The organism is Collimonas sp. OK242, assembly GCF_900107095.1.
GTDB lineage: Bacteria > Pseudomonadota > Gammaproteobacteria > Burkholderiales > Burkholderiaceae_D > Collimonas.
The window spans coordinates 124,781-146,036 of the sequence record NZ_FNOR01000009.1 but is presented as its reverse complement, the minus strand read 5'-3'; the positions used below and the strand labels follow the sequence as shown (position 1 = coordinate 146,036).

General features: G+C 57.7%; 21 protein-coding genes. All 21 read left to right on the top strand.

From position 1 onward, the window contains the following. Window positions 1-108: 108 nt before the first annotated feature. The 21 genes from BLV81_RS11860 (at window position 109) to BLV81_RS11760 (ending at window position 21,190) form a co-directional block, all read left to right on the top strand. Entirely contained in the window at window positions 109-4,797 is a 4,689-nt protein-coding gene (locus BLV81_RS11860; protein ID WP_092356137.1) for a glutamate synthase-related protein, read from the top strand. Window positions 4,798-4,905: 108 nt separating this feature from the next. Further along, on the top strand, window positions 4,906-6,369 hold the full coding sequence (locus BLV81_RS11855) for a glutamate synthase subunit beta (RefSeq protein WP_092356134.1): 1,464 nt from the start codon (window positions 4,906-4,908) through the stop codon (window positions 6,367-6,369). A 238-nt stretch (window positions 6,370-6,607) separates the two neighbouring features. Further along, a complete protein-coding gene (locus BLV81_RS11850) occupies window positions 6,608-7,411 on the top strand; it encodes an ABC transporter ATP-binding protein (protein WP_092356372.1) in 804 nt (267 codons plus the stop codon). After that, window positions 7,411-8,211, top strand: a complete 801-nt coding sequence (gene mlaE / locus BLV81_RS11845) for a lipid asymmetry maintenance ABC transporter permease subunit MlaE (protein WP_092356131.1) — start codon at window positions 7,411-7,413, stop codon at window positions 8,209-8,211. Before BLV81_RS11850 ends, mlaE begins: the two co-directional genes overlap by 1 nt. A gap of 113 nt (window positions 8,212-8,324) precedes the next feature. Next, window positions 8,325-8,798 (top strand): outer membrane lipid asymmetry maintenance protein MlaD, encoded by a 474-nt coding sequence (mlaD, locus tag BLV81_RS11840; protein ID WP_092356128.1) that lies wholly within the window; start codon window positions 8,325-8,327, stop codon window positions 8,796-8,798. Beyond that, window positions 8,795-9,538 (top strand): MlaA family lipoprotein, encoded by a 744-nt coding sequence (locus tag BLV81_RS11835; RefSeq protein WP_092356125.1) that lies wholly within the window; start codon window positions 8,795-8,797, stop codon window positions 9,536-9,538. The genes mlaD and BLV81_RS11835 overlap by 4 nt, the downstream gene beginning before the upstream one ends. Window positions 9,539-9,667: 129 nt before the next feature. Further along, window positions 9,668-10,297 carry an MlaC/ttg2D family ABC transporter substrate-binding protein gene (locus tag BLV81_RS11830; protein WP_092356122.1) on the top strand — a complete coding sequence of 210 codons (630 nt, stop codon included), beginning with the start codon at window positions 9,668-9,670 and terminating at the stop codon, window positions 10,295-10,297. Window positions 10,298-10,314: 17 nt separating this feature from the next. Beyond that, window positions 10,315-10,608 carry an STAS domain-containing protein gene (locus BLV81_RS11825; RefSeq protein ID WP_092356119.1) on the top strand — a complete coding sequence of 98 codons (294 nt, stop codon included), beginning with the start codon at window positions 10,315-10,317 and terminating at the stop codon, window positions 10,606-10,608. A gap of 189 nt (window positions 10,609-10,797) precedes the next feature. Beyond that, a complete protein-coding gene (locus BLV81_RS11820) occupies window positions 10,798-11,751 on the top strand; it encodes an ABC transporter ATP-binding protein (protein WP_092356116.1) in 954 nt (317 codons plus the stop codon). Continuing rightward, window positions 11,751-12,506: an ABC transporter permease gene (locus tag BLV81_RS11815; protein WP_092356113.1), complete on the top strand. Its 756-nt coding sequence runs from the start codon at window positions 11,751-11,753 to the stop codon at window positions 12,504-12,506. The genes BLV81_RS11820 and BLV81_RS11815 overlap by 1 nt, the downstream gene beginning before the upstream one ends. A gap of 66 nt (window positions 12,507-12,572) precedes the next feature. After that, a complete protein-coding gene (locus BLV81_RS11810; protein WP_092356110.1) occupies window positions 12,573-12,809 on the top strand; it encodes a BolA family protein in 237 nt (78 codons plus the stop codon). A 111-nt stretch (window positions 12,810-12,920) separates the two neighbouring features. Further along, complete coding sequence (murA, locus tag BLV81_RS11805; RefSeq protein ID WP_092356108.1) at window positions 12,921-14,171, top strand: UDP-N-acetylglucosamine 1-carboxyvinyltransferase; 1,251 nt, start codon at window positions 12,921-12,923, stop codon at window positions 14,169-14,171. Then, entirely contained in the window at window positions 14,168-14,815 is a 648-nt protein-coding gene (gene hisG, locus BLV81_RS11800) for an ATP phosphoribosyltransferase (protein ID WP_092356106.1), read from the top strand. Before murA ends, hisG begins: the two co-directional genes overlap by 4 nt. A gap of 67 nt (window positions 14,816-14,882) precedes the next feature. Beyond that, a complete protein-coding gene (hisD, locus tag BLV81_RS11795; protein ID WP_092356104.1) occupies window positions 14,883-16,229 on the top strand; it encodes a histidinol dehydrogenase in 1,347 nt (448 codons plus the stop codon). Window positions 16,230-16,254: 25 nt separating this feature from the next. Next, complete coding sequence (locus tag BLV81_RS11790) at window positions 16,255-17,055, top strand: DNA-methyltransferase (RefSeq protein ID WP_092356369.1); 801 nt, start codon at window positions 16,255-16,257, stop codon at window positions 17,053-17,055. 218 nt (window positions 17,056-17,273) lie between these two features. After that, window positions 17,274-17,870 (top strand): imidazoleglycerol-phosphate dehydratase HisB, encoded by a 597-nt coding sequence (hisB, locus tag BLV81_RS11785; RefSeq protein ID WP_092356102.1) that lies wholly within the window; start codon window positions 17,274-17,276, stop codon window positions 17,868-17,870. 191 nt (window positions 17,871-18,061) lie between these two features. After that, window positions 18,062-18,700: an imidazole glycerol phosphate synthase subunit HisH gene (gene hisH, locus BLV81_RS11780; RefSeq protein WP_092356099.1), complete on the top strand. Its 639-nt coding sequence runs from the start codon at window positions 18,062-18,064 to the stop codon at window positions 18,698-18,700. Window positions 18,701-18,781: 81 nt separating this feature from the next. Beyond that, complete coding sequence (gene hisA, locus BLV81_RS11775; RefSeq protein WP_092356096.1) at window positions 18,782-19,597, top strand: 1-(5-phosphoribosyl)-5-[(5-phosphoribosylamino)methylideneamino]imidazole-4-carboxamide isomerase; 816 nt, start codon at window positions 18,782-18,784, stop codon at window positions 19,595-19,597. Next, window positions 19,594-20,358, top strand: a complete 765-nt coding sequence (gene hisF, locus BLV81_RS11770; RefSeq protein ID WP_092356093.1) for an imidazole glycerol phosphate synthase subunit HisF — start codon at window positions 19,594-19,596, stop codon at window positions 20,356-20,358. Before hisA ends, hisF begins: the two co-directional genes overlap by 4 nt. Further along, window positions 20,355-20,750 (top strand): phosphoribosyl-AMP cyclohydrolase, encoded by a 396-nt coding sequence (hisI, locus tag BLV81_RS11765; protein WP_092356090.1) that lies wholly within the window; start codon window positions 20,355-20,357, stop codon window positions 20,748-20,750. Before hisF ends, hisI begins: the two co-directional genes overlap by 4 nt. A 62-nt stretch (window positions 20,751-20,812) precedes the next feature. Beyond that, window positions 20,813-21,190, top strand: a complete 378-nt coding sequence (locus BLV81_RS11760) for a phosphoribosyl-ATP diphosphatase (protein WP_092356088.1) — start codon at window positions 20,813-20,815, stop codon at window positions 21,188-21,190. The last annotated feature ends 66 nt before the right edge of the window (window positions 21,191-21,256 follow it).

Below are 21,256 nucleotides of genomic sequence, written 5' to 3'. Positions count from 1 at the left end.
AAATAAGACTGATTAATTTTACTCTGACCCTAATTGTTGTGATTGAAGTCTGGGACGGTCTGCACTATTCTTAATATCCTTACTCTCTAAAAGTGGTGGAGCAACGTTATGCAAGCGCAAGGTTTATACGATCCGGCTAATGAGCACGATGCCTGTGGCGTCGGTTTTATCGCCCATATCAAAGGCAAGAAGAGCCACTCGATCATTGAGCAGGGTTTGCTGATCCTGAAGAATCTGGATCATCGGGGCGCGGTCGGCGCGGATAAACTGATGGGCGATGGCGCCGGGATCCTGATCCAGGTGCCGGACCAGTTCTATCGCGAAGAAATGGCGAAGCTGGGCGTGAGCTTGCCGCCGCCGGGCGAATTTGGCGTCGGCATGGTGTTCCTGCCGAAAGAGAACGCGTCCCGCATCGCTTGCGAACAGGAAATCGAACGTGCGGTGCTGGCCGAAGGCCAGGTCGTGCTGGGCTGGCGCGATGTGCCGGTGGATATCGAGATGCCGATGTCGCCAACTGTGCGCGATAAGGAACCGGTGATCCGCCAGATCTTTATCGGCCGCGGCCCGGACATCATGGTGACCGATGCGCTCGAGCGTAAGTTATATGTGATTCGCAAATCCTCCGGCCACGCGATCCAGGCGCTGAACCTGTTGCACGGCAAGGAGTTCTTCGTGCCGTCGATGTCGGCGCGTACCGTGGTCTACAAGGGCTTGCTGCTGGCGGACCAGGTCGGCGTGTATTACAAGGACCTGCAAGATCCGCGCTGCCTGTCGGCGCTGGCGCTGGTGCATCAACGCTTCTCCACCAACACCTTCCCTGAATGGCCGCTGGCCCACCCGTATCGCCTGCTGGCGCATAACGGCGAGATCAACACTGTCAAAGGCAACTTCAACTGGATGCGCGCGCGCGAAGGCGTGATGAAGTCGCATGTGCTGGGCGACGACCTGAAAAAACTGTTCCCGCTGATCTATGAAGGTCAGTCCGACACCGCCAGTTTCGACAACGCGCTGGAACTGTTGCTGATGGCCGGTTATCCGATTGCGCAAGCGATGATGATGATGATTCCGGAAGCGTGGGAAAACCACACGACCATGGATGACAACCGCCGCGCCTTCTACGAATACCACGCCGCGATGATGGAGCCGTGGGACGGCCCGGCCGCGATGGCGTTTACCGACGGCCGTCATATCGGCGGCACGCTGGACCGCAACGGCCTGCGTCCGGCGCGTTATATCGTCACCGACGACGACCTCGTGGTGATGGCTTCCGAATCCGGCGTATTGCCGATCCCGGAATCCAAGATCATCCAGAAATGGCGTCTGCAACCGGGCAAGATGTTCCTGATCGACCTCGACGCCGGCCGCATCATCGACGACAAGGAATTGAAAGACACCTTCGCCAACGCCAAGCCATACAAGCAATGGATTGAATCGGTGCGGGTCAAGCTGGATGAGCTGAAGGCGGAACCTTTCGAATCGGGCTCGACCATCCCGCTGCTGGATCGCCAGCAATTGTTCGGCTACACCCAGGAAGACATCAAGTTCCTGATGTCGCCGATGGCGGCCGCTGGCGAAGAAGCGATCGGTTCCATGGGTAACGACTCGCCGCTGGCGGTCATGTCCAACAAGGACAAGACGCTGTATAACTACTTCAAGCAACTGTTCGCGCAAGTCACCAACCCGCCTATCGATCCGATTCGCGAAGCGATGGTGATGTCGCTGGTGTCCTTCATCGGACCGAAGCCGAACGTGCTGGACACCAACAACATCAATCCGCCGATGCGTCTGGAGGTCGCGCAGCCGATCCTGAACTACGACGACATCGCCAAGTTGCGCAACATCAGCGCGCATACCGGCGGCAAGTTCAAGTCGCATGAATTGAATATCTGCTATCCGGTCGCCTGGGGCAAGGAAGGCATCGAAGCGCGCCTGGCGTCGTTGTGCGCCAAGGCGGTCGATGCGGTCAAATCCGGCCACAACATCCTGATCGTATCGGACCGCAAGGTCGATGCCGAGCAAGTGGCGATCCCGGCATTGCTGGCCACGTCCGCGATTCACCAGCATCTGGTGAGCAAAGGCCTGCGCACTTCAACCGGCCTGGTAGTCGAAACCGGTTCGGCACGCGAGACGCATCACTTTGCGCTGCTGGCCGGTTACGGCGCCGAAGCCATCCATCCTTACCTGGCGATGGATACCTTGACCGAACTGGCGCATGGCTTGCCCGGCGCGTTGTCGCCGGAAAAAGCGATCTACAACTTCCAGAAGGCGATCGGCAAGGGCTTGTTGAAAGTCATGTCGAAGATGGGTATTTCGACCTACATGTCGTATTGCGGCGCGCAGATTTTCGAAGCGATCGGCCTCAACAAGGCCATGACCCAGAAGTACTTCAAGGGCACCGCATCGAATGTCGAAGGGATCGGCGTATTTGAAGTGGCGGAAGAGGCTTTGCGCCTGCATCGCGCTGCGTTCAGCGACGATCCGGTGCTGGCCAACGCGCTCGACGCCGGCGGCGAATATGCTTTCCGTATCCGCGGCGAAGGGCACATGTGGACGCCGGATGCGATCGCCAAGCTGCAGCACTCGACCCGCGCCAACAATTTCAACAGCTATAAAGAGTACGCACAGCTGATCAACGATCAGTCCAAGCGTCACATGACCTTGCGCGGTTTGTTTGAATTCAAGATCGATCCAAGCAAGGCGATTCCGCTGGATGAAGTCGAGCCGGCCAAGGAAATCGTCAAGCGTTTCGCCACCGGTGCGATGTCGCTCGGCTCGATTTCGACTGAGGCACATGCCACCTTGGCAGTGGCGATGAACCGCATCGGCGGCAAGTCCAACACCGGCGAAGGCGGCGAGGACGAGAACCGCTATCGCCAGGAATTGAAGGGCATCCCGATCAAGCAAGGCGAAACCCTGGCGTCGGTAATCGGTAAGGACCGCATCGAAGTCGATATCCCGTTGCAAGCCGGCGATTCGCTGCGCTCGCGCATCAAGCAGGTGGCGTCCGGACGTTTCGGCGTGACTGCGGAATACCTGATTTCCGCCGACCAGATCCAGATCAAGATGGCGCAGGGCGCCAAGCCGGGCGAGGGCGGCCAGCTGCCAGGCCACAAGGTGTCCGAGTACATCGCCAAGCTGCGTTTCTCGGTGCCTGGCGTCGGCCTGATTTCGCCGCCGCCGCATCATGATATTTATTCGATCGAAGATTTGGCGCAGCTGATTCACGATCTGAAAAACGTCAATCCGCGTGCCTCGATTTCGGTCAAGCTGGTGTCCGAAGTCGGTGTCGGCACGGTGGCTGCCGGCGTGGCAAAAGCCAAGTCGGATCACGTGGTGATCGCAGGCCATGACGGTGGTACCGGCGCTTCGCCGCTGTCGTCGATCAAGCATGCCGGCTCACCTTGGGAGCTGGGCCTGGCGGAAACCCAGCAAACGCTGGTGCTGAATGGTTTGCGTAACCGTATCCGGGTTCAGGCCGATGGCCAGATGAAGACCGGCCGCGACGTTGTGATCGGCGCTTTGCTGGGGGCCGATGAGTTCGGTTTTGCTACCGCACCGCTGGTGGTTGAAGGCTGCATCATGATGCGCAAATGCCATCTGAACACTTGCCCGGTCGGCGTTGCGACGCAAGATCCTGTGCTGCGCGCCAAGTTCTCCGGCAAGCCGGAGCATGTGGTCAACTTCTTCTTCTTCATTGCCGAAGAAGTGCGCCAGATCATGGCCTCGCTGGGTATACGCAGTTTCAATGAACTGATCGGCCGCGCTGATTTGCTGGACAAGTCGCGGGCGATTACACACTGGAAAGCACAAGGCCTGGATTTCAGCCGTATTTTCTATCAGCCTGCATTGCCTGAAGGCGGCGTGTATTACCACACCGAAGAGCAGGATCACGGCCTGGACAAGGCGCTCGATCACAAGCTGATCGCGCAAGCCAAGGCCGCGCTGGACAAGGGCGAGCGCGTCTCGTTCATCTCGCCGATCAAGAATCTGAACCGTACCGTCGGCGCCATGCTGTCAGGCGAAGTCGCCAAGAAATACGGTCATGAGGGCCTGCCCGACGACACCATCCATATTCAGTTGCAAGGCACTGCAGGCCAGTCGGCAGGTGCATTCCTGGCGCATGGCGTGACACTGGATCTGGTTGGCGAGGGTAATGACTACGTCGGCAAGGGATTGTCCGGAGGGCGCATTATCGTGCGTCCGAACACCGAGTTCCGTGGTCGTGCGGTCGATAACATCATCGCCGGCAACACGGTGCTGTACGGCGCGATTGCCGGCGAGGCTTTCCTCAACGGCGTCGCCGGCGAGCGCTTCGCGGTGCGTAACTCAGGTGCGATTGCGGTGGTTGAAGGCAGCGGCGATCATGGTTGCGAATACATGACCGGCGGCACAGTGGTGGTGCTGGGCGAAACCGGCCGTAACTTTGGCGCCGGCATGTCTGGCGGCCTGGCTTATGTCTACGATCCGGACGGCACGTTTGGCGCGCAATGCAATATGGCGATGGTGACGCTGGAACCGGTATTGAGCCAGGGCGAGCAAGAAGCCACGATCGATAAGGCGATCTGGCACAGCACTGTGCGCGGCGGCGAAGTACAGGCTGACGAGGCGATCTTGAAAGGTTTGATCGAACGTCACTTCAAGTACACAGGCAGCACGCGCGCCCGCAACTTGCTGGACAACTGGGTTGCCTCGCGCAGCAAATTCGTCAAAGTGTTCCCGACTGAATACAAGCGGGCGCTGAGCGAATTGGATGCGGCCCGCCACGCCGCGCCAGTCAAGGAAAAAGTCGCCGCGTAAGCTCAGCGTCAGCAGACACAAGCGCCTAAACCAAGTAACGATAAGGACGCGCCGGACCTCGGTTCTACCCGATCACGGTGCGTCCTGCAGAGAAAATGTGAGTGAAAAATGGGAAAAGTAACGGGTTTTATGGAGTTTCAGCGGGTCGGCGAAACGTATGAAGCGCCGCAGGCACGCAAGAAGCATTACAAGGAATTCATCCTGAGTCTGAGCGATAGCGAAGCCAAGACCCAGGGCGCGCGTTGCATGGACTGCGGTATACCATTCTGTAACAACGGTTGCCCGGTGAATAACATCATTCCTGACTGGAACGACCTGGTGTATCGCGGCGCTTATCACGAGGCGCTGGAGACTTTGCACTCGACCAACAATTTCCCGGAGTTTACCGGCCGCATCTGCCCTGCGCCATGCGAAAGTGCCTGCACCCTGGGCATCAACAGCGACCCGGTCGGCATCAAGTCGATCGAGCATTTCATCGTCGACAAGGGCTGGGAAAACGGCTGGATTGTGCCGCAGCCGCCGTTGCTTAAAACCGGTAAAAAAGTTGCGGTGGTAGGCTCCGGGCCTGCCGGTATGGCCGCAGCGCAGCAGTTGGCGCGTATCGGCCATGACGTCACCGTGTTTGAAAAGAGCGATCGGATCGGCGGTTTGCTGCGTTACGGTATTCCCGATTTCAAGATGGAAAAATCGCACATCGATCGCCGTGTCGAGCAGATGGAAGCAGAAGGCGTGACTTTCCGCACCGGCGTTCTGGTCGGCAAGGATTTTCCGTCGAATGTGAACAACTGGGCCAAGAAAACCATTGCTCCGGATGAGCTGAAGGCGGAATTCGACGCCGTAGTCATCGCCGGCGGCGCTGAGCAGCCGCGCGATCTGCCGGTGCCGGGGCGCGAGCTGAAGGGTGTGCATTTCGCCATGGACTTCCTGCCGCAGCAAAACAAGATCAACGCCGGCGACAAGGTCAAGGACCAGATACTGGCTGGCGGCAAGCATGTGGTGGTGATCGGCGGCGGCGATACCGGTTCCGATTGCGTCGGCACTTCCAATCGCCAGGGCGCGGTATCGATCCAGCAGTTTGAGCTGATGCCGCAACCGCCGGAGCTGGAAAACAAGCCGCTGGTATGGCCGTACTGGCCGACCAAGTTGCGCACCTCGTCTTCGCATGAAGAAGGTTGCGACCGCGACTGGGCAGTGGCGACCAAGCGCCTGGAGGGCAAGAACGGCAAGGTCGAGAAATTGATAGCAGCCCGCGTCGAGTGGAAAGACGGCAAGATGCAGGAAGTGCCCAATTCGGAATTCGAAATGAAGGCTGACCTGGTATTCCTGGCCATGGGCTTCGTCTCGCCGGTGGCGCAGGTGCTGGAGGCGTTTGGCGTCGACAAGGATGCGCGCGGCAATGCCAAGGCGAGCACCGACGGCGACGGCTGCTACCAGACTTCGGTCGATAAGGTGTTTGCGGCCGGCGACATGCGTCGCGGCCAGTCGCTGGTGGTGTGGGCCATCCGCGAAGGCCGTCAATGCGCACGTGCTGTCGATGAGTTCCTGATGGGGGCGTCGGTTTTGCCGCGGTAATAAACCACCTGTGATACCAACCGCGTTTCAACCGCGGTTTTGCAGCATTCAGGGAAAGAGCATGTCGGTGGCAACGCGGGCGTGCTCTTTTTTCTGCTGCGGGCGTTTTGCCCATGCATTCAGGCAATAGTCAAATTGTTGTAACAGGGCTACATATCAGTCTGTCTACTATTGGTGCGCTCTGAACGATTGTCGCATTTGCACTACAATACCCCCTTTGATTTATTCGGTGAGCAGTGTGGCAAATATCGTCGAGATTCGTGATCTGCAATTTGGCTATGGTGAGAGGTCGATTTTATCGGGTCTCAACATGGACTTTGCACGTGGCAAGGTAATCGCCGTCATGGGCGGCTCCGGCTCCGGCAAGACCACCATATTGCGGCTGATTGGCGGCCAGTTGCGGCCGCAGGTAGGCAGCGTCAAGGTCGACGGCGAAACAGTGCATACACTGTCGACTTCAGCCTTGTATGCGCTGAGGCGCAAGATGGGCATGCTGTTTCAGAGCGGCGCTTTGTTTACCGACCTGACCGCATTTGAAAACGTGGCCTTCCCGTTGCGCGAACATACCGATCTGCCGCCAGATTTGTTAAACAAGCTGGTGCTGCTGAAATTGAACGCGGTGGGCCTGCGCAATGCGGCGCAATTGAAACCATCCGAGATTTCCGGCGGCATGGCAAGGCGGGTAGCGTTGGCGCGCGCGATAGCGCTGGATCCGTCGCTGATCATGTATGACGAACCGTTCGCCGGCCTGGATCCGATTTCCATGGGCGTGACGGCCAACTTGATCCGTAAGCTCAATGATGCGCTTGGTTCGACCAGTATCCTGGTGTCGCATGACGTCCACGAATCGTTTAGCATTGCCGACTATGTGTATTTCCTGTCGCAAGGGCAAATCGTGGCGCAAGGCACACCGGCCGAAATGCAGGCGTCGGCTCATCCCTACGTGAAGCAATTCGTCAACGCTGAACCGGACGGTCCGGTGCCGTTCCACTATCCCGGCAAATCGTTGTCCGAGGATCTGGGATTGAAGGGACGCGCTTAATGCTTGATGCTGTAACTAAACTTGTAAGCAATTCTCTTGCCGCAACCGGGCGCACCTTGCGCGAGTCGGTCACCGGCCTGGGTGCGGCGGCGCGGATGTTTTTTGCGATCTTGCGCGCCTCGGCCGGCCTCTGGCGGCGCCCTCGGCTGATTACCGACCAGATCCACTTCATCGGCAATTACTCGCTGGTCATTATTGGCGTATCGGGATTGTTCGTCGGTTTCGTGTTGGGCCTGCAGGGGTATTACACGCTCAATAAATACGGTTCCGAGCAGGCGCTGGGTTTGCTGGTGGCGCTGTCGCTGGTACGTGAACTGGGGCCGGTGGTGACGGCGCTGCTGTTCGCCGGCCGTGCCGGTACTTCCCTGACTGCGGAAATCGGTTTGATGAAAGCGGGCGAACAATTATCGGCGATGGAAATGATGGCGGTCGACCCTCTGCAAAGGGTGGTGGCGCCGCGTTTCTGGGCTGGCGTGGTGGCAATGCCGATGCTGGCGGCCTTGTTCAGCGCGCTGGGTGTATTCGGCGGCTACCTGGTCGGGGTCAAGCTGATCGGCGTCGATGAAGGCGCGTTCTGGTCGCAGATGCAGGGCGGGGTAGATATTTGGCAAGATATTGCTAACGGCGTCGTGAAAAGTATTGTGTTTGGCGTCGCGGCGACTTTTGTCGCAGTATGGCAAGGATATGAAGCAAAGCCGACACCGGAAGGTGTTTCCAGGGCAACCACGCGCACCGTGGTGATTTCCTCGCTGGCGGTATTGGCGCTGGACTTCCTGCTGACAGCTTTGATGTTTAATTGATTATTGCGCTCAAGGCGATCTGCCGCAGCGCGTTTTCGCGGAGCGCTTTACTTCTCGTTACTATTTTCTTGGGGGATTATTCGCCTCAAGTGGTATTTTTAAGGTGATGAATCATGCAACAAAAAACCGTAGACGTATGGGTAGGCTTATTTGTGTTGGTCGGGATACTGGCTCTGGGTTTTCTGGCGTTGAAAGCCGGTAACCTGAGCAGCTCTACGTTCAACAAGACCTATCCGGTAGTGACTAAATTCGACAACATCGGCGGTCTGAAAGTGCGCGCTTCGGTCAGAAGCGCCGGTGTGGTGGTCGGGCGGGTCGCAGCGATTAATTTCGACGACAAGAATTTCCAGGCGGTGGTGACCTTGAATCTGGACCAGCGTTACCAGTTTCCGGAAGACAGTTCGGCAAAAATTCTCACCGCGGGCTTGCTGGGCGAGCAATATATCGGTATCGAGCCGGGCGGCGCCGCCAAGAATCTGGCAGCTGGCGACCGTATTAAATTAACACAATCTGCGATTGTGCTGGAGAACCTGATCAGCCAGTTCTTGTATAGCAAAGCTGCGGATGTAAAGGATACAGAACAATGAAAATCATGAATCGTCTGGGCTCGCTGGCCCTGGTTGCCGCGCTGGCCGGCTGTGCCACCGCCAGCAATCCGCAAGACCCGCTGGAGGGCTTCAATCGTGCCATGTTCAGCTTCAACGATACGCTTGACAAGGTTGCCCTGAAACCAGTTGCTACCGCCTACCGCTCCTGGCTGCCGAGCTTTGTGCAGACCGGCGTCAACAATTTCTTCGGTAACCTGGGCGATGTCTGGAGTTCGGTTAACGGTTTCTTGCAGGGGAATGTTGCAGACGGGACGTCTGACGTGATGCGGGTTGCGGTTAACTCGACGCTCGGTCTGGGCGGCTTGCTGGATATCGGTTCGGAAGCCGGTTTGCAGAAACACAACAAGGATTTCGGCCAGACCCTGGGCAAGTGGGGCGTCGGCTCCGGTCCTTATCTGGTGCTGCCGTTGTTCGGGCCGTCGAATATTCGTGATGCCGCAGCATTGCCGGTGGATTTTTACGGCGACATATGGTCATATAAATACCCGGTGCGTTGGCGCAACACTGGTTCCGTGGTGCGTTTGATCGACAAGCGCGCAAATCTGCTGGACGCCGGCGATCTGATGGAAGAGGCGGCCCTGGACAAGTATGAGTTCATGCGTGACGCGTATACCCAGCGCCGTCAAAGCCAGATTCGCGGCAACGCTGACGACAACGACACAGGGAACAAGACGGATAAGGCAGATAAACCGGCCAAGACCAAGCCGGCTGACGAATGACGATTGAGGAATGATAATCGGCGCCGGCTGGAACCGATGCTTGAAATTGCCGTCTTAGGATCGACATATAGCGCGTCTGAGGCGTCCTCTCATCTTCTAGCAACTACTACTAAGATTGTTAAAATACATATGAAAATTTTTAAAAAATACCTGGCGCTGTCGCTGACTGTCGGCAGCCTGTTATTCACCGCAGCGGCACAGGCGCAGGAAGCGCCTGACGCGCTGGTCAAGCGTATCAGCCAGGACGTGCTGGATACTGCCAAGAGCGACAAGAGCATCCAGGGCGGCAATCAGCAGCGCATCCTGGCGCTGGTTGAAGAAAAGATCATCCCGTACGTCGACTTTGAGCGCATGACTTCCCTGGCAGCTGGCCGTTATTGGCGCGATGCAACTGATGATCAGAAGAAACAACTGATTACCCAGTTCCGCAGCTTGCTGATCTATACCTATTCCGGCGCCTTGTCGCAGGTACGCGACCAGAAGATCGATTTCAAGCCGATGCGCGGCGATCCGGCCGATGCCGACGTCGAAGTGCGTTCACAAGTGATCCAGCCGCGCGGCGAGCCGATCCAGCTGAATTACCGTATGGAAAAATCTGGTACAAGCTGGAAAATATATGATGTCAACGTGCTGGGGGCTTGGCTCGTTGAGTCATACAAGGGCACGTTTGCTTCGGAAATCGGCAGAACCGGCATTGATGGCCTGATCAAGGTGCTGGCGGATAAGAACAAGCAGCGCGCCGCCCGCGGCCTCAAATAATCTGTTGATTGACTATCATGTTCAGACCTTCTCACTCGCTAACTGTCGGTAACGCCAAAGGCACTCTGGAAGAGGGCTTGCGCGCGATCGCCGGGGGCGAGACCGAGATTGACCTGAGCGAAGTGGTGGCGGTCGATTCGGCCGCTGTTGCTACCTTGCTGGCATGGCAATGTGCCGCCCTGAATCAAGGGCTTACCCTGCATTTTTCCAGTTTGCCCGCCAATCTGGAAAGTCTGATCGACTTGTATGGCGTGACAGAATTGTTGTCGCCTGCGACGGTGATTGTTGCCGCTAGTACACTGCATCATTGAGCTTTACCTTTCCTTCCCTTCTTAGCATGCCGGGTTTGTCGTTGTCGCCCGGCTCTCGCAGCAAAAATCCAATATAATCAAGGGTTACGCCACTCATCTGGGTCCAGGACGGCTCCAGAGACGGAATCGGCAGCAGAAGCGTCAACATTGTTGCGGCGTCCCCAATTGAAGAATATTTAGCAAGGCACTATGGCGGCCATTCAAATCACCAATGTCAAGAAACGTTACCAGTCTTTGCAGGCATTGGGCGGCGTTTCCCTGACCATCGAAGAAGGCGAGTTCTTCGGTTTGCTAGGCCCTAACGGCGCCGGTAAAACCACCTTGATTTCCATCATTGCCGGCCTCAATCGGCCGGATTCCGGCAACGTCGCGATTCTCGGCCACGATGTCGTCAGCGACTATCGCGCCGCGCGCCGCAATCTTGGCGTGGTGCCGCAAGAGCTGGTGTTCGATCCATTTTTCACGGTGCGCGAAACCTTGCGCATGCAGTCAGGCTATTACGGCCTGAAGAATAACGACAAATGGATAGACGAGGTGATGGAAAACCTCGACCTGAGCAACAAGGCCGATACCAATATGCGCGCGCTGTCGGGTGGCATGAAGCGGCGCGTACTGGTGGCGCAAGCGCTGGTGCACAAGCCGCCGGTGATTGTGCTGGATGAGCCGACCGCCGGGGTTGACGTTGAACTGCGCCAGACTTTATGGCGCTTCATTTCGCGTCTGAACCGCGAAGGCCACACCGTGGTCCTGACCACGCATTATCTGGAAGAAGCGCAGGAACAGTGCAACCGCATCGCCATGCTCAAGCTGGGGCAGGTGGTGGCGCTCGATACCACGTCGGCGCTGATCAAACGGATTGCCGGTTCGCAGCTGCTGGTCCAGCTGTCCAGCGGCAGCCTGCCGCCGGCCTTGCAACATCTGGTGTTGCATGCAGACGCCGGCAAGTTCGCCTTGCGGGTCAATCAATATGCCGATGTCGAGCCGATCCTCGCTTCCTTGCGCCAGGCCGGTGCTGTGATTGAAGACATGCAGCTGCAACAGGCTGACCTGGAGGACGTGTTCCTGCAGATCATGGATAGCAAGGTCAGCGCCAACGGTTTCAACGTCTACGCCGACGAATACAACGCGGGTGGTGGCAAATGATGGTCGGTTTTCAAACGGTGTTTTACAAGGAAGTGCTGCGCTTCTGGAAAGTCGCGACGCAAACCGTCGGCGCGCCTATCCTGACAGCCTTGCTGTACCTGCTGATTTTCGGCCACACGCTGAAAGATCACGTCGAAGTTTATCCGGGCGTGCAGTACACGGCGTTCCTGATTCCCGGCCTGGTCATGATGAGCGTGTTGCAAAATGCCTTCGCCAATACCTCATCATCGTTGACACAGTCGAAAATGACCGGCAATCTGGTGTTTGTCCTGTTGCCGCCTTTGTCGCACTGGGAATTGTATGGCGGCTATGTGCTGGCCGCCGTGGTGCGCGGGGTCGCGGTTGGTCTCGGCGTATTCGCGATCACGGCCTGGTTTGGCAATCTGTCCTTTGTGGCGCCATGGTGGATTGTGATTTTTGCCTTCCTCGGCGCAGCGCTGCTTGGTACCATGGGCATGATCGCCGGCATCTGGGCGGACAAGTTCGACCAGCTGGCGGTGTTCCAGAACTTCCTGATCATGCCGCTGACCTTTCTCGCCGGCGTGTTTTATTCGATTAAGTCGTTGCCGCCATTTTGGCAAGCCGTGTCGCATTTGAATCCGTTTTTTTATATGATCGATGGTTTCCGCTACGGCTTTTTCGGCCAGTCGGATATCAATCCGCTGATCAGCCTGGCGGTCATTTGCATCTCGCTGGCGCTGCTGTCGACGTTGGCGGTGCAGATGCTGAAACGCGGCTACAAGCTGCGTCACTAAGCAGGTCAATACGTTTGCGTTCATTCAGTTCATTCACATTTGTTCAGTTAGCCGGTAAAAAATATCATGTTCCCTACACCCGATCTCGTTAAAAGTTACATCGCCGCCGGCCTTGAATGTTCGCATCTGGAAGTCGAGGGCGACGGCCAGCATTTCAAGGCGGTGATCGTGTCGGCGGCGTTTGCCGGCAAGCGCCCGATACAACGCCATCAGATCGTCTACGCAGCGTTGGGCGACCGCATGCGCGCAGAGATTCATGCGCTGTCGATGAAGACGTTGACACCCGAAGAATTTGCCAATTGAATTTGCCAATTAATAATTAATTGCGGCGCAACTCGTCAGAGTCGCCGCAGCCCGATGAACATCTCTGGTCCGGATGGCCAGGCATAATGTGTAGCAAAGTGAGAAGTAATAATGGATAAATTATTGATACAAGGCGGTAACCGTCTTTCCGGCGAAATCACCATTTCCGGCGCAAAGAATGCGGCGCTGCCTATCCTGTGCGCGGGTTTGCTGAGCTCGGATCAGCTGCATCTGAGCAATGTGCCGAACCTGCACGATGTGTCGACCATATTGAAGCTGCTGCGCCAGATGGGATTGAAGGCGACCCAGGACGGCCATTTCGTGACCTTGCAAGGCGACGCCATCACCAATCTGGAAGCGCCTTACGAAATGGTGAAAACCATGCGCGCATCGATCCTGGTGCTGGGTCCGCTGCTGGCACGCTTTGGCGAAGCGCGGGTGTCGCTGCCGGGCGGCTGCGGCATCGGTTCGCGCCCGGTCGACCAGCATATCAAAGGCTTGCAGGCGATGGGCGCCGAGATTTCGATCGAAGCCGGCTACATCCATGCCAAGGCCAAGAAACTGAAGGGTACCCGCGTCGTTACCGACATGATCACCGTCACCGGTACGGAAAACCTGTTGATGGCTGCGACCCTGGCTGACGGTGAGACGGTGCTGGAAAATGCGGCGCGCGAACCTGAAGTCACCGATCTGGCTAACCTGCTGGTGGCGATGGGCGCGAAGATCGACGGCATCGGCACCGATCGCCTGACGATTCAAGGCGTGGACAGATTGCACGGCGCTGAGCATGCAGTGATTGCCGATCGCATCGAGACCGGTACCTTCCTGTGCGCGGTAGCTGCAACCGGCGGCGACGTCATGTTGAAGAACACCCGTAGCCACATCCTCGATGCGGTGCTCGACAAATTGCGCGAAGCGGGCGTGATCCTGACTTCCGGTGATGACTGGATTCGCGTGCAGATGGCGGCGCGGCCCAAGGCGGTCAGTTTCCGTACTACCGAATATCCGGGCTTCCCGACCGATATGCAAGCGCAGTTCATGGCCATGAACAGCATTGCCGAAGGCACCAGCCATGTCACCGAAACCATCTTTGAAAATCGCTTCATGCACGTGCAGGAAATGAATCGCCTCGGCGCTGCCATCGATGTCCAGGGCAATACCGCCATTATCAAAGGCGTCGACAAGCTGGTCGGCGCGCCGGTCATGGCGACCGATTTGCGCGCCTCGGCTTCGCTGGTGATCGCCGGCCTGATGGCGCAGGGCGAAACCTTGATCGAGCGCGTTTATCATCTGGACCGCGGTTACGATCAGATGGAACGCAAGCTGTCGGCGGTCGGCGCGCATATCGAAAGAATCAAATGAGCCAGAAATTAACCCTGGCCCTGTCCAAGGGCCGCATCTTTGAAGAGACCTTGCCGCTGTTGAAGGCGGCCGGCATCGAGGTCACCGAAGATCCGGAAACCTCGCGCAAGCTGATCTTGCCGACTAACGATCCGCAAGTGAACGTGATCATCGTGCGCGCTTCCGACGTACCGACCTATGTGCAATACGGCGCCGCCGATTTCGGCGTGGCCGGCAAGGATGTGCTGCTGGAGCATGGCGGCGAGGGCCTGTATCAGCCGATCGACCTGGAAATCGCAAAATGCCGGATGTCGGTGGCGGTCTCGGCCGGCTTCGACTACGCCAGCGCGATCCGCCAGGGCGCACGGTTGCGGGTCGCCACCAAATACCTGCTGACCGCGCGCGAACACTTCGCGGCCAAAGGCATGCACGTCGACCTGATCAAATTGTACGGTTCGATGGAACTGGCGCCGCTGGTCGGGCTGGCCGATGCGATTGTCGACCTGGTCAGCACCGGCGGCACGCTGCGCGCCAATAACCTGGTCGAAGTCGAACACATCATGGATATCTCGTCGCGGCTGGTGGTCAACCAGGCAGCCTTGAAATTGAAGCGCGAACGGCTGCAGCCGATCCTGGACGCATTCGAACAAGCCTCGACCAAATAAAACCCGGCTGTAAAGCAAGGCTGCGGCTTGGCGCCGCAACCGGCAAACCGGAAACAACGGAAGCAACATGAGCATAGCAATCAGAAAACTCGATGCGGCGCAGCCGGATTTCCAGGCGCAGCTGACTGCCGTGCTGGCCTTTGAAGCCGGCGAAGATGAAGCCATCGATCAGGCCGCGGCGCGTATCCTGGCCGATGTCAAAGCGCGCGGCGACGCCGCCGTGCTGGAATACACCAATCGCTTCGATCGCCTCAGCGCCGGCAGCGTGACGGCGCTGGAAATCGGCCGGCAGGAATTGCAGGATGCGTTGGCGCAGTTGTCGCCAGAGCGCCGCAGCGCCTTGCAAACCGCGGCCGGCCGTGTGCGTGCCTACCATGAGCGCCAGAAAATCGAATGCGGTTCGAATGGCTTCAGCTACACCGAAGCCGACGGCACCGTGCTGGGACAGAAAGTCACAGCGCTGGACCGCGTCGGTATCTACGTCCCCGGCGGCAAGGCGGCTTATCCTTCTTCGGTGCTGATGAATGCGATTCCAGCCAAGGTCGCCGGCGTGCAGGAAATCATCATGGTGGTGCCGACCCCGGACGGCATCAAGAATCCGCTGGTGCTGGCGGCGGCAGCCATCGCCGGCGTCGATCGCGTATTCACCGTCGGCGGTGCGCAAGCCGTGGGGGCGTTAGCCTACGGTACCGCCAGCATTCCGCAAGTCGACAAGATCGTGGGCCCCGGCAACGCCTATGTGGCGGCCGCCAAGCGCCGCGTGTTCGGTACGGTCGGGATCGACATGATCGCAGGGCCGTCGGAAATCCTGGTGATCTGCGACGGCACTACCGATCCCGACTGGATCGCCATGGATCTGTTTTCGCAAGCCGAACATGACGAATTGGCGCAGTCGATCTTGTTGTGCCCCGACGCCGGCTATATCGCCGCAGTGGAAGCCAGCATCAAGCGGCAATTGCCCTTGATGCCGCGGCGCGAAGTGATCCGCACCTCGCTGACCGATCGCGGCGCGCTGATCAAGGTGCGCGACATGGAACAAGCCTGCGAAATCGCCAACCATATCGCTGCCGAACATCTGGAAATCTCTACCGAGAACCCGCAACGCTGGGCCGACAAAATCCGTCATGCCGGCGCCATGTTCCTCGGCCGTTTTTCATCGGAAGCGCTGGGCGATTACTGTGCCGGACCGAATCACGTATTGCCGACTTCGCGCACGGCGCGTTTCTCGTCGCCGCTCGGCGTCTACGATTTCCAGAAGCGTTCCAGCATGATCAACATCAGCGAGGCCGGCGCCCAGACACTGGGCGAAGTCGCGGCGGAACTGGCGTACGGCGAAGGGTTGCAGGCGCATGCGGGTTCGGCCGAATATCGTTTGCATCGTTTGCAAAATCGCCTGAAAGATGGTCCTCCATGACAGCGGCTGCGGCGGCGTGGCAGCGATGAGCGACGACTGGATCGACCGCATCTACGGCGAAGACGCGCTGCAAGGTTTGCAGCGCATCCCGGACGGTTCGGTCGATCTGCTGCTGGCCGATCCGCCCTACGGCCTGGGCAAGGATTACGGCAACGATTCCGATAAGCTCGATACAGCAGCCTATTTGCTCTGGACCGAAGAGTGGATAGACGCCGCGTTGCCAAAACTGAAACCGAACGGCAGCCTTTACATTTTCCTGACCTGGCGTTTCTCGCCCGAGATTTTCGTCATGCTGAAGCAGCGCATGATCATGAATAACGAAATCATCTGGGATCGGCGGGTACCGTCGATGGGCGGCGGCACCCGGCGTTTTTCCTCGGTGCACGACACCATAGGATTCTTTGCCCGCGCCAAAGACTATTACTTCGACCTGGATGCTATCCGGATTCCCTACGACGCTGAAACCAAGAAAGCCCGTTCACGTTCGATTTTTGTCGGCGCCAAATGGCTGGAGCTGGGTTACAACCCGAAGGACGTCTGGAGCGTCTCGCGCCTGCACCGCGAACATCGCGAGCGGGCCGACCATCCGACCCAAAAGCCGCTGGAAATCGTGGAACGGATGATCAAGGCTTCCTGCCCGCCGGGCGGGATTGTGCTGGATCCCTTCATGGGCAGCGGCACCACTGCGGTGGCGGCGCGCCGTTGCGGCCGCCGGTTTGTCGGTTTTGAGCTGAATCCGGAGTATTGCGCGCTGATTGAACGGCGCCTGGCTCAGCTGGATAGTCAAAAAACCGACGAACGGCCGCTGGCCGAGCGTTTGGCTTGAATAGCAACACTGATAGGGATTATCAAAGCCCCGATTAGCGGGAAAACATGAAAATGTCGGTAAAATGGCGATGCGGCTCAAAAGGCCGCACCGATCAAGCTTCACTAGTGACTAGCGGAGAAGCGACAACAATCTAAATCAGATCGTCGAATAATTTAGTACACTTACCTCCACGGCGCCTGTGCGCCACCACATAGTAAATTGGTTTCAAGCTCAACATGTCTACGCCTCGAACTGCATCGATCACGCGCAATACCAATGAGACGCAAATCCGCGTCTCCATCAATCTGGACGGCACCGGCCAGCAAAAGCTGAATACCGGCGTACCGTTCCTGGATCATATGCTGGATCAGATTGCGCGGCATGGCTTGATCGACCTGGATATCGAAGCCAATGGCGACCTGCATATCGACGCCCACCACACGGTGGAAGATGTCGGCATTACTTTGGGGCAAGCATTTGCCAAGGCGATGGGCGACAAGAAGGGTATCCGCCGCTATGGCCACGCGTATGTGCCGCTGGATGAAGCGTTGTCGCGCGTGGTGATCGATTTCTCCGGCCGGCCCGGACTCGAGTTCCACGTACCGTTCAAGCGCGCCATGATAGGCGGCTTCGACGTCGATCTTACCCACGAATTTTTCCAGGGTTTTGTCAACCATGCACTGGTGTCTTTGCATATCGACAACCTGCGCGGCGAAAACGCCCATCATCAATGCGAAACCGTTTTCAAGGCGTTCGGCCGCGCGTTGCGCATGGCTGCAGAGCTGGATCCGCGTTCCGCCGGCACCATTCCTTCGACTAAGGGCAGCCTTTAAATTTAAACAGTGTTGCAGCGTTGATCAAACACCAATTAATCCATATTTGATCCTTATTTGGTGATTATGTGCCGCTTTAGTCCCTTGCCGCCATCTGTGGCTTGCAGGTTTTCACGGGCGATGCGGTTGGCGCAAAGGCTTACGCACAAATTTAACTACCTGGAATTTTTTCCCGGACTTGAATCTTTATCATGAACAAAATCGTTGTGGTTGACTATGGCATGGGCAACTTGCGCTCGGTGGCGCAAGCCTTGCGTCAGGTAGCGCCAGAAGCTGAAGTCCATATTTCCGGTACGGTTGCCGATATCCAGGCCGCCGATCGCCTGGTCTTGCCTGGCCAAGGCGCAATGCCGGACTGCATGCGCAGCTTGCGCGAATCCGGGCTGCAGGAGGCCTTGCTGGAGGCGGCGCGCAACAAGCCGCTGCTGGGCGTTTGCGTCGGCGAGCAAATGTTGTTCGAGCTGAGCGAGGAAGGCAATACTCCGGGCCTCGGTTTGTTGCCCGGCAAAGTAGTGCGCTTCCGCCTGGACGGCCAGTTGCAAGACGACGGCTCGCGTTTCAAGGTGCCGCAAATGGGCTGGAATCGTGTCCGCCAGGCGCAGCCTCATGCGCTGTGGAACGGCATTGCCGACCAGGACTATTTTTATTTCGTGCATAGTTACTATGCGGTGCCGGCCGATGCTGCGCATACCTTCGGCGAAACGGAATACGGGGCGGCGTTTAGCTGCGCGGTCGGCCGTGATAATATTTTTGCGACGCAGTTCCATCCGGAAAAAAGCGCCAGTGCAGGGTTGCAGTTGTACAAAAATTTTGTGCAATGGAAACCTTGAGCTTTTTCCAGCATTCAAACCGATACTTTTCAGATCCTTATTTAGATCTTTAACTGACCTCACCTCATACACATTGTAGCCATGCTGCTGATACCTGCCATCGACCTCAAAGACGGTCACTGCGTACGCCTGAAACAAGGCGATATGGACCAAGCCACAGTATTTTCCGACGATCCGGGCGAAATGGCCCGCCATTGGTTGATGCAGGGCGCACGTCGCCTGCATCTGGTCGACCTGAATGGCGCGTTTGCCGGCAAGCCCAAGAATGAACCGGCGGTCAAAGCCATCATCAAGGCCGTGCGCGAATTCGCCGTGCTCAACGGCATCGAAGAAATCCCGGTGCAGCTGGGTGGCGGCATCCGCGACCTCGATACCATCGAACGCTATCTCGACGACGGCCTGAGCTACATCATCATCGGCACCGCAGCGGTCAAGAATCCGGGTTTCCTGCACGATGCCTGCAGCGCGTTCCCGGGGCAGATCATCGTCGGCCTGGACGCCAGGGACGGCAAGGTAGCCACCGATGGCTGGAGCAAGCTGTCCGGCCATGAAGTGATCGACCTGGCCAAGAAGTTCGAAGATTACGGTTGTGCATCGATCGTGTATACCGATATCGGCCGCGACGGCATGATGGGCGGCGTCAACATCGAAGCCACCGTCAAGCTGGCGCAAAGCATGACGATCCCGGTGATAGCTTCCGGCGGCGTCCACAACGTCCACGATGTGGAAGCATTGTGCGCGGTGCAGGATGAAGGCATCGAGGCGGTGATTTGCGGCCGTTCGATTTATGAAGGCACACTCGATTTGCGTTCGGCGCAAGAGCGGGCCGACGAGTTGAGCGATGACATGTTCAGAGACGAAGATTTATCGGAGCAGCCCGACGCTGACCAGCCATGACGCTTGCCAAACGCATCATTCCCTGTCTCGATGTGACCAATGGCCGCGTGGTCAAGGGCGTCAATTTCCTTGAGTTGCGCGATGCCGGCGATCCGGTCGAAATCGCCCGCCGTTACGATGAGCAGGGCGCCGACGAACTTACCTTCCTCGACATCACGGCCTCGTCCGATAATCGCGACCTGATCTTGCCAATTATCGAAGCGGTTGCTTCGCAGGTGTTCATTCCCCTGACGGTGGGGGGCGGTGTGCGCGCCGTGGAAGACGTGCGTCGTTTGCTGAATGCCGGCGCCGACAAGGTCGGCATCAATACGTCCGCAGTCACCAATCCGCAGCTGGTGGCGGATGCCGCGGCCAAATACGGCTCGCAATGCATCGTGGTCGCCATCGACGCCAAGCAGGTCGCACCGGGCAAATGGGAAGTGTTCACCCATGGCGGGCGCAAAGCCACCGGCCTCGATGCAATCGAGTGGGCGCAGAAGATGGAGCAACTGGGCGCGGGTGAAATTTTACTGACCAGCATGGACCGCGACGGCACCAAGGTCGGTTTCGATCTGGCCCTGACCAGCAGCGTCTCCAATGCCGTGACGATTCCGGTGATCGCCTCCGGCGGCGTCGGCGGCTTGCAGGACCTGGCCGACGGCATCAAGATCGGCCGCGCCGATGCAGTGCTGGCAGCGAGCATTTTCCACTATGGTCAACACACTGTGCAGGAAGCCAAGCAGTTCATGGCGGCACAGCAGATTCCGATGAGGCTAGCATGAGCGGCGTGAGTTGGTTAAACAAGGTGAGATGGGATGAACACGGCCTGGTGCCGGTGATCGCCCAGGAACTCGGATCGAACGATGTGCTGATGTTTGCCTGGATGAATCGCGACGCTCTGGCAAAGACGGTGGCGCTGGGCGAGGCGGTTTACTGGAGCCGCTCGCGCAAGAAACTGTGGCACAAGGGTGAAGAATCCGGCCATGTGCAGAAAGTGCATGAAATCCGCCTCGATTGCGATGAAGACGTGGTGTTGCTGAAAGTGACCCAGGCCGGCGACATTGCCTGCCATACCGGCCGCCATTCCTGCTTCTTCCAGAAGCTTGAGAGCAGCAGCAATACCTGGGAAGCGGTCGAGCCGGTGTTGAAAGAACCGGACGATATTTACAAGTAACTTTCGTTTTTAGATTTTATTTTTTGATTTTATTTTTATAGATAAGCGGATCTGAAGCAATCATGAGTGAAACTCTACAGCGCCTGGCCGCGGTCATCGAATCGCGCAAACCGGCAAACGGCGGCGATCCTGAAACCTCGTACGTCGCGCGTCTGTTCGCCAAGGGTGACGATGCGATTCTGAAAAAAATCGGCGAGGAAGCTACCGAAACAGTGATGGCGGCCAAGGATGCGCGGGTAGACGGCGATGTTTCCCATGTGCTGTATGAATGCGCCGATTTGTGGTTTCACTCGATGATCATGCTGGCCCAGTTCAATCTGACGCCACAGGACGTGCTGCAGGAACTGGCGCGGCGCGAAGGCTTGTCCGGCATCGAAGAGAAAGCCAGCCGCAAGCTGACGGCGCGCGAACAGCAAGAAACCGATCAGCGCAAGATCTGAGTCGTTTGAGGATCGCTTAAGAGTCTTTCAAGAATTGTTCCAGAATCGTTTAAAACCCGGAGATAA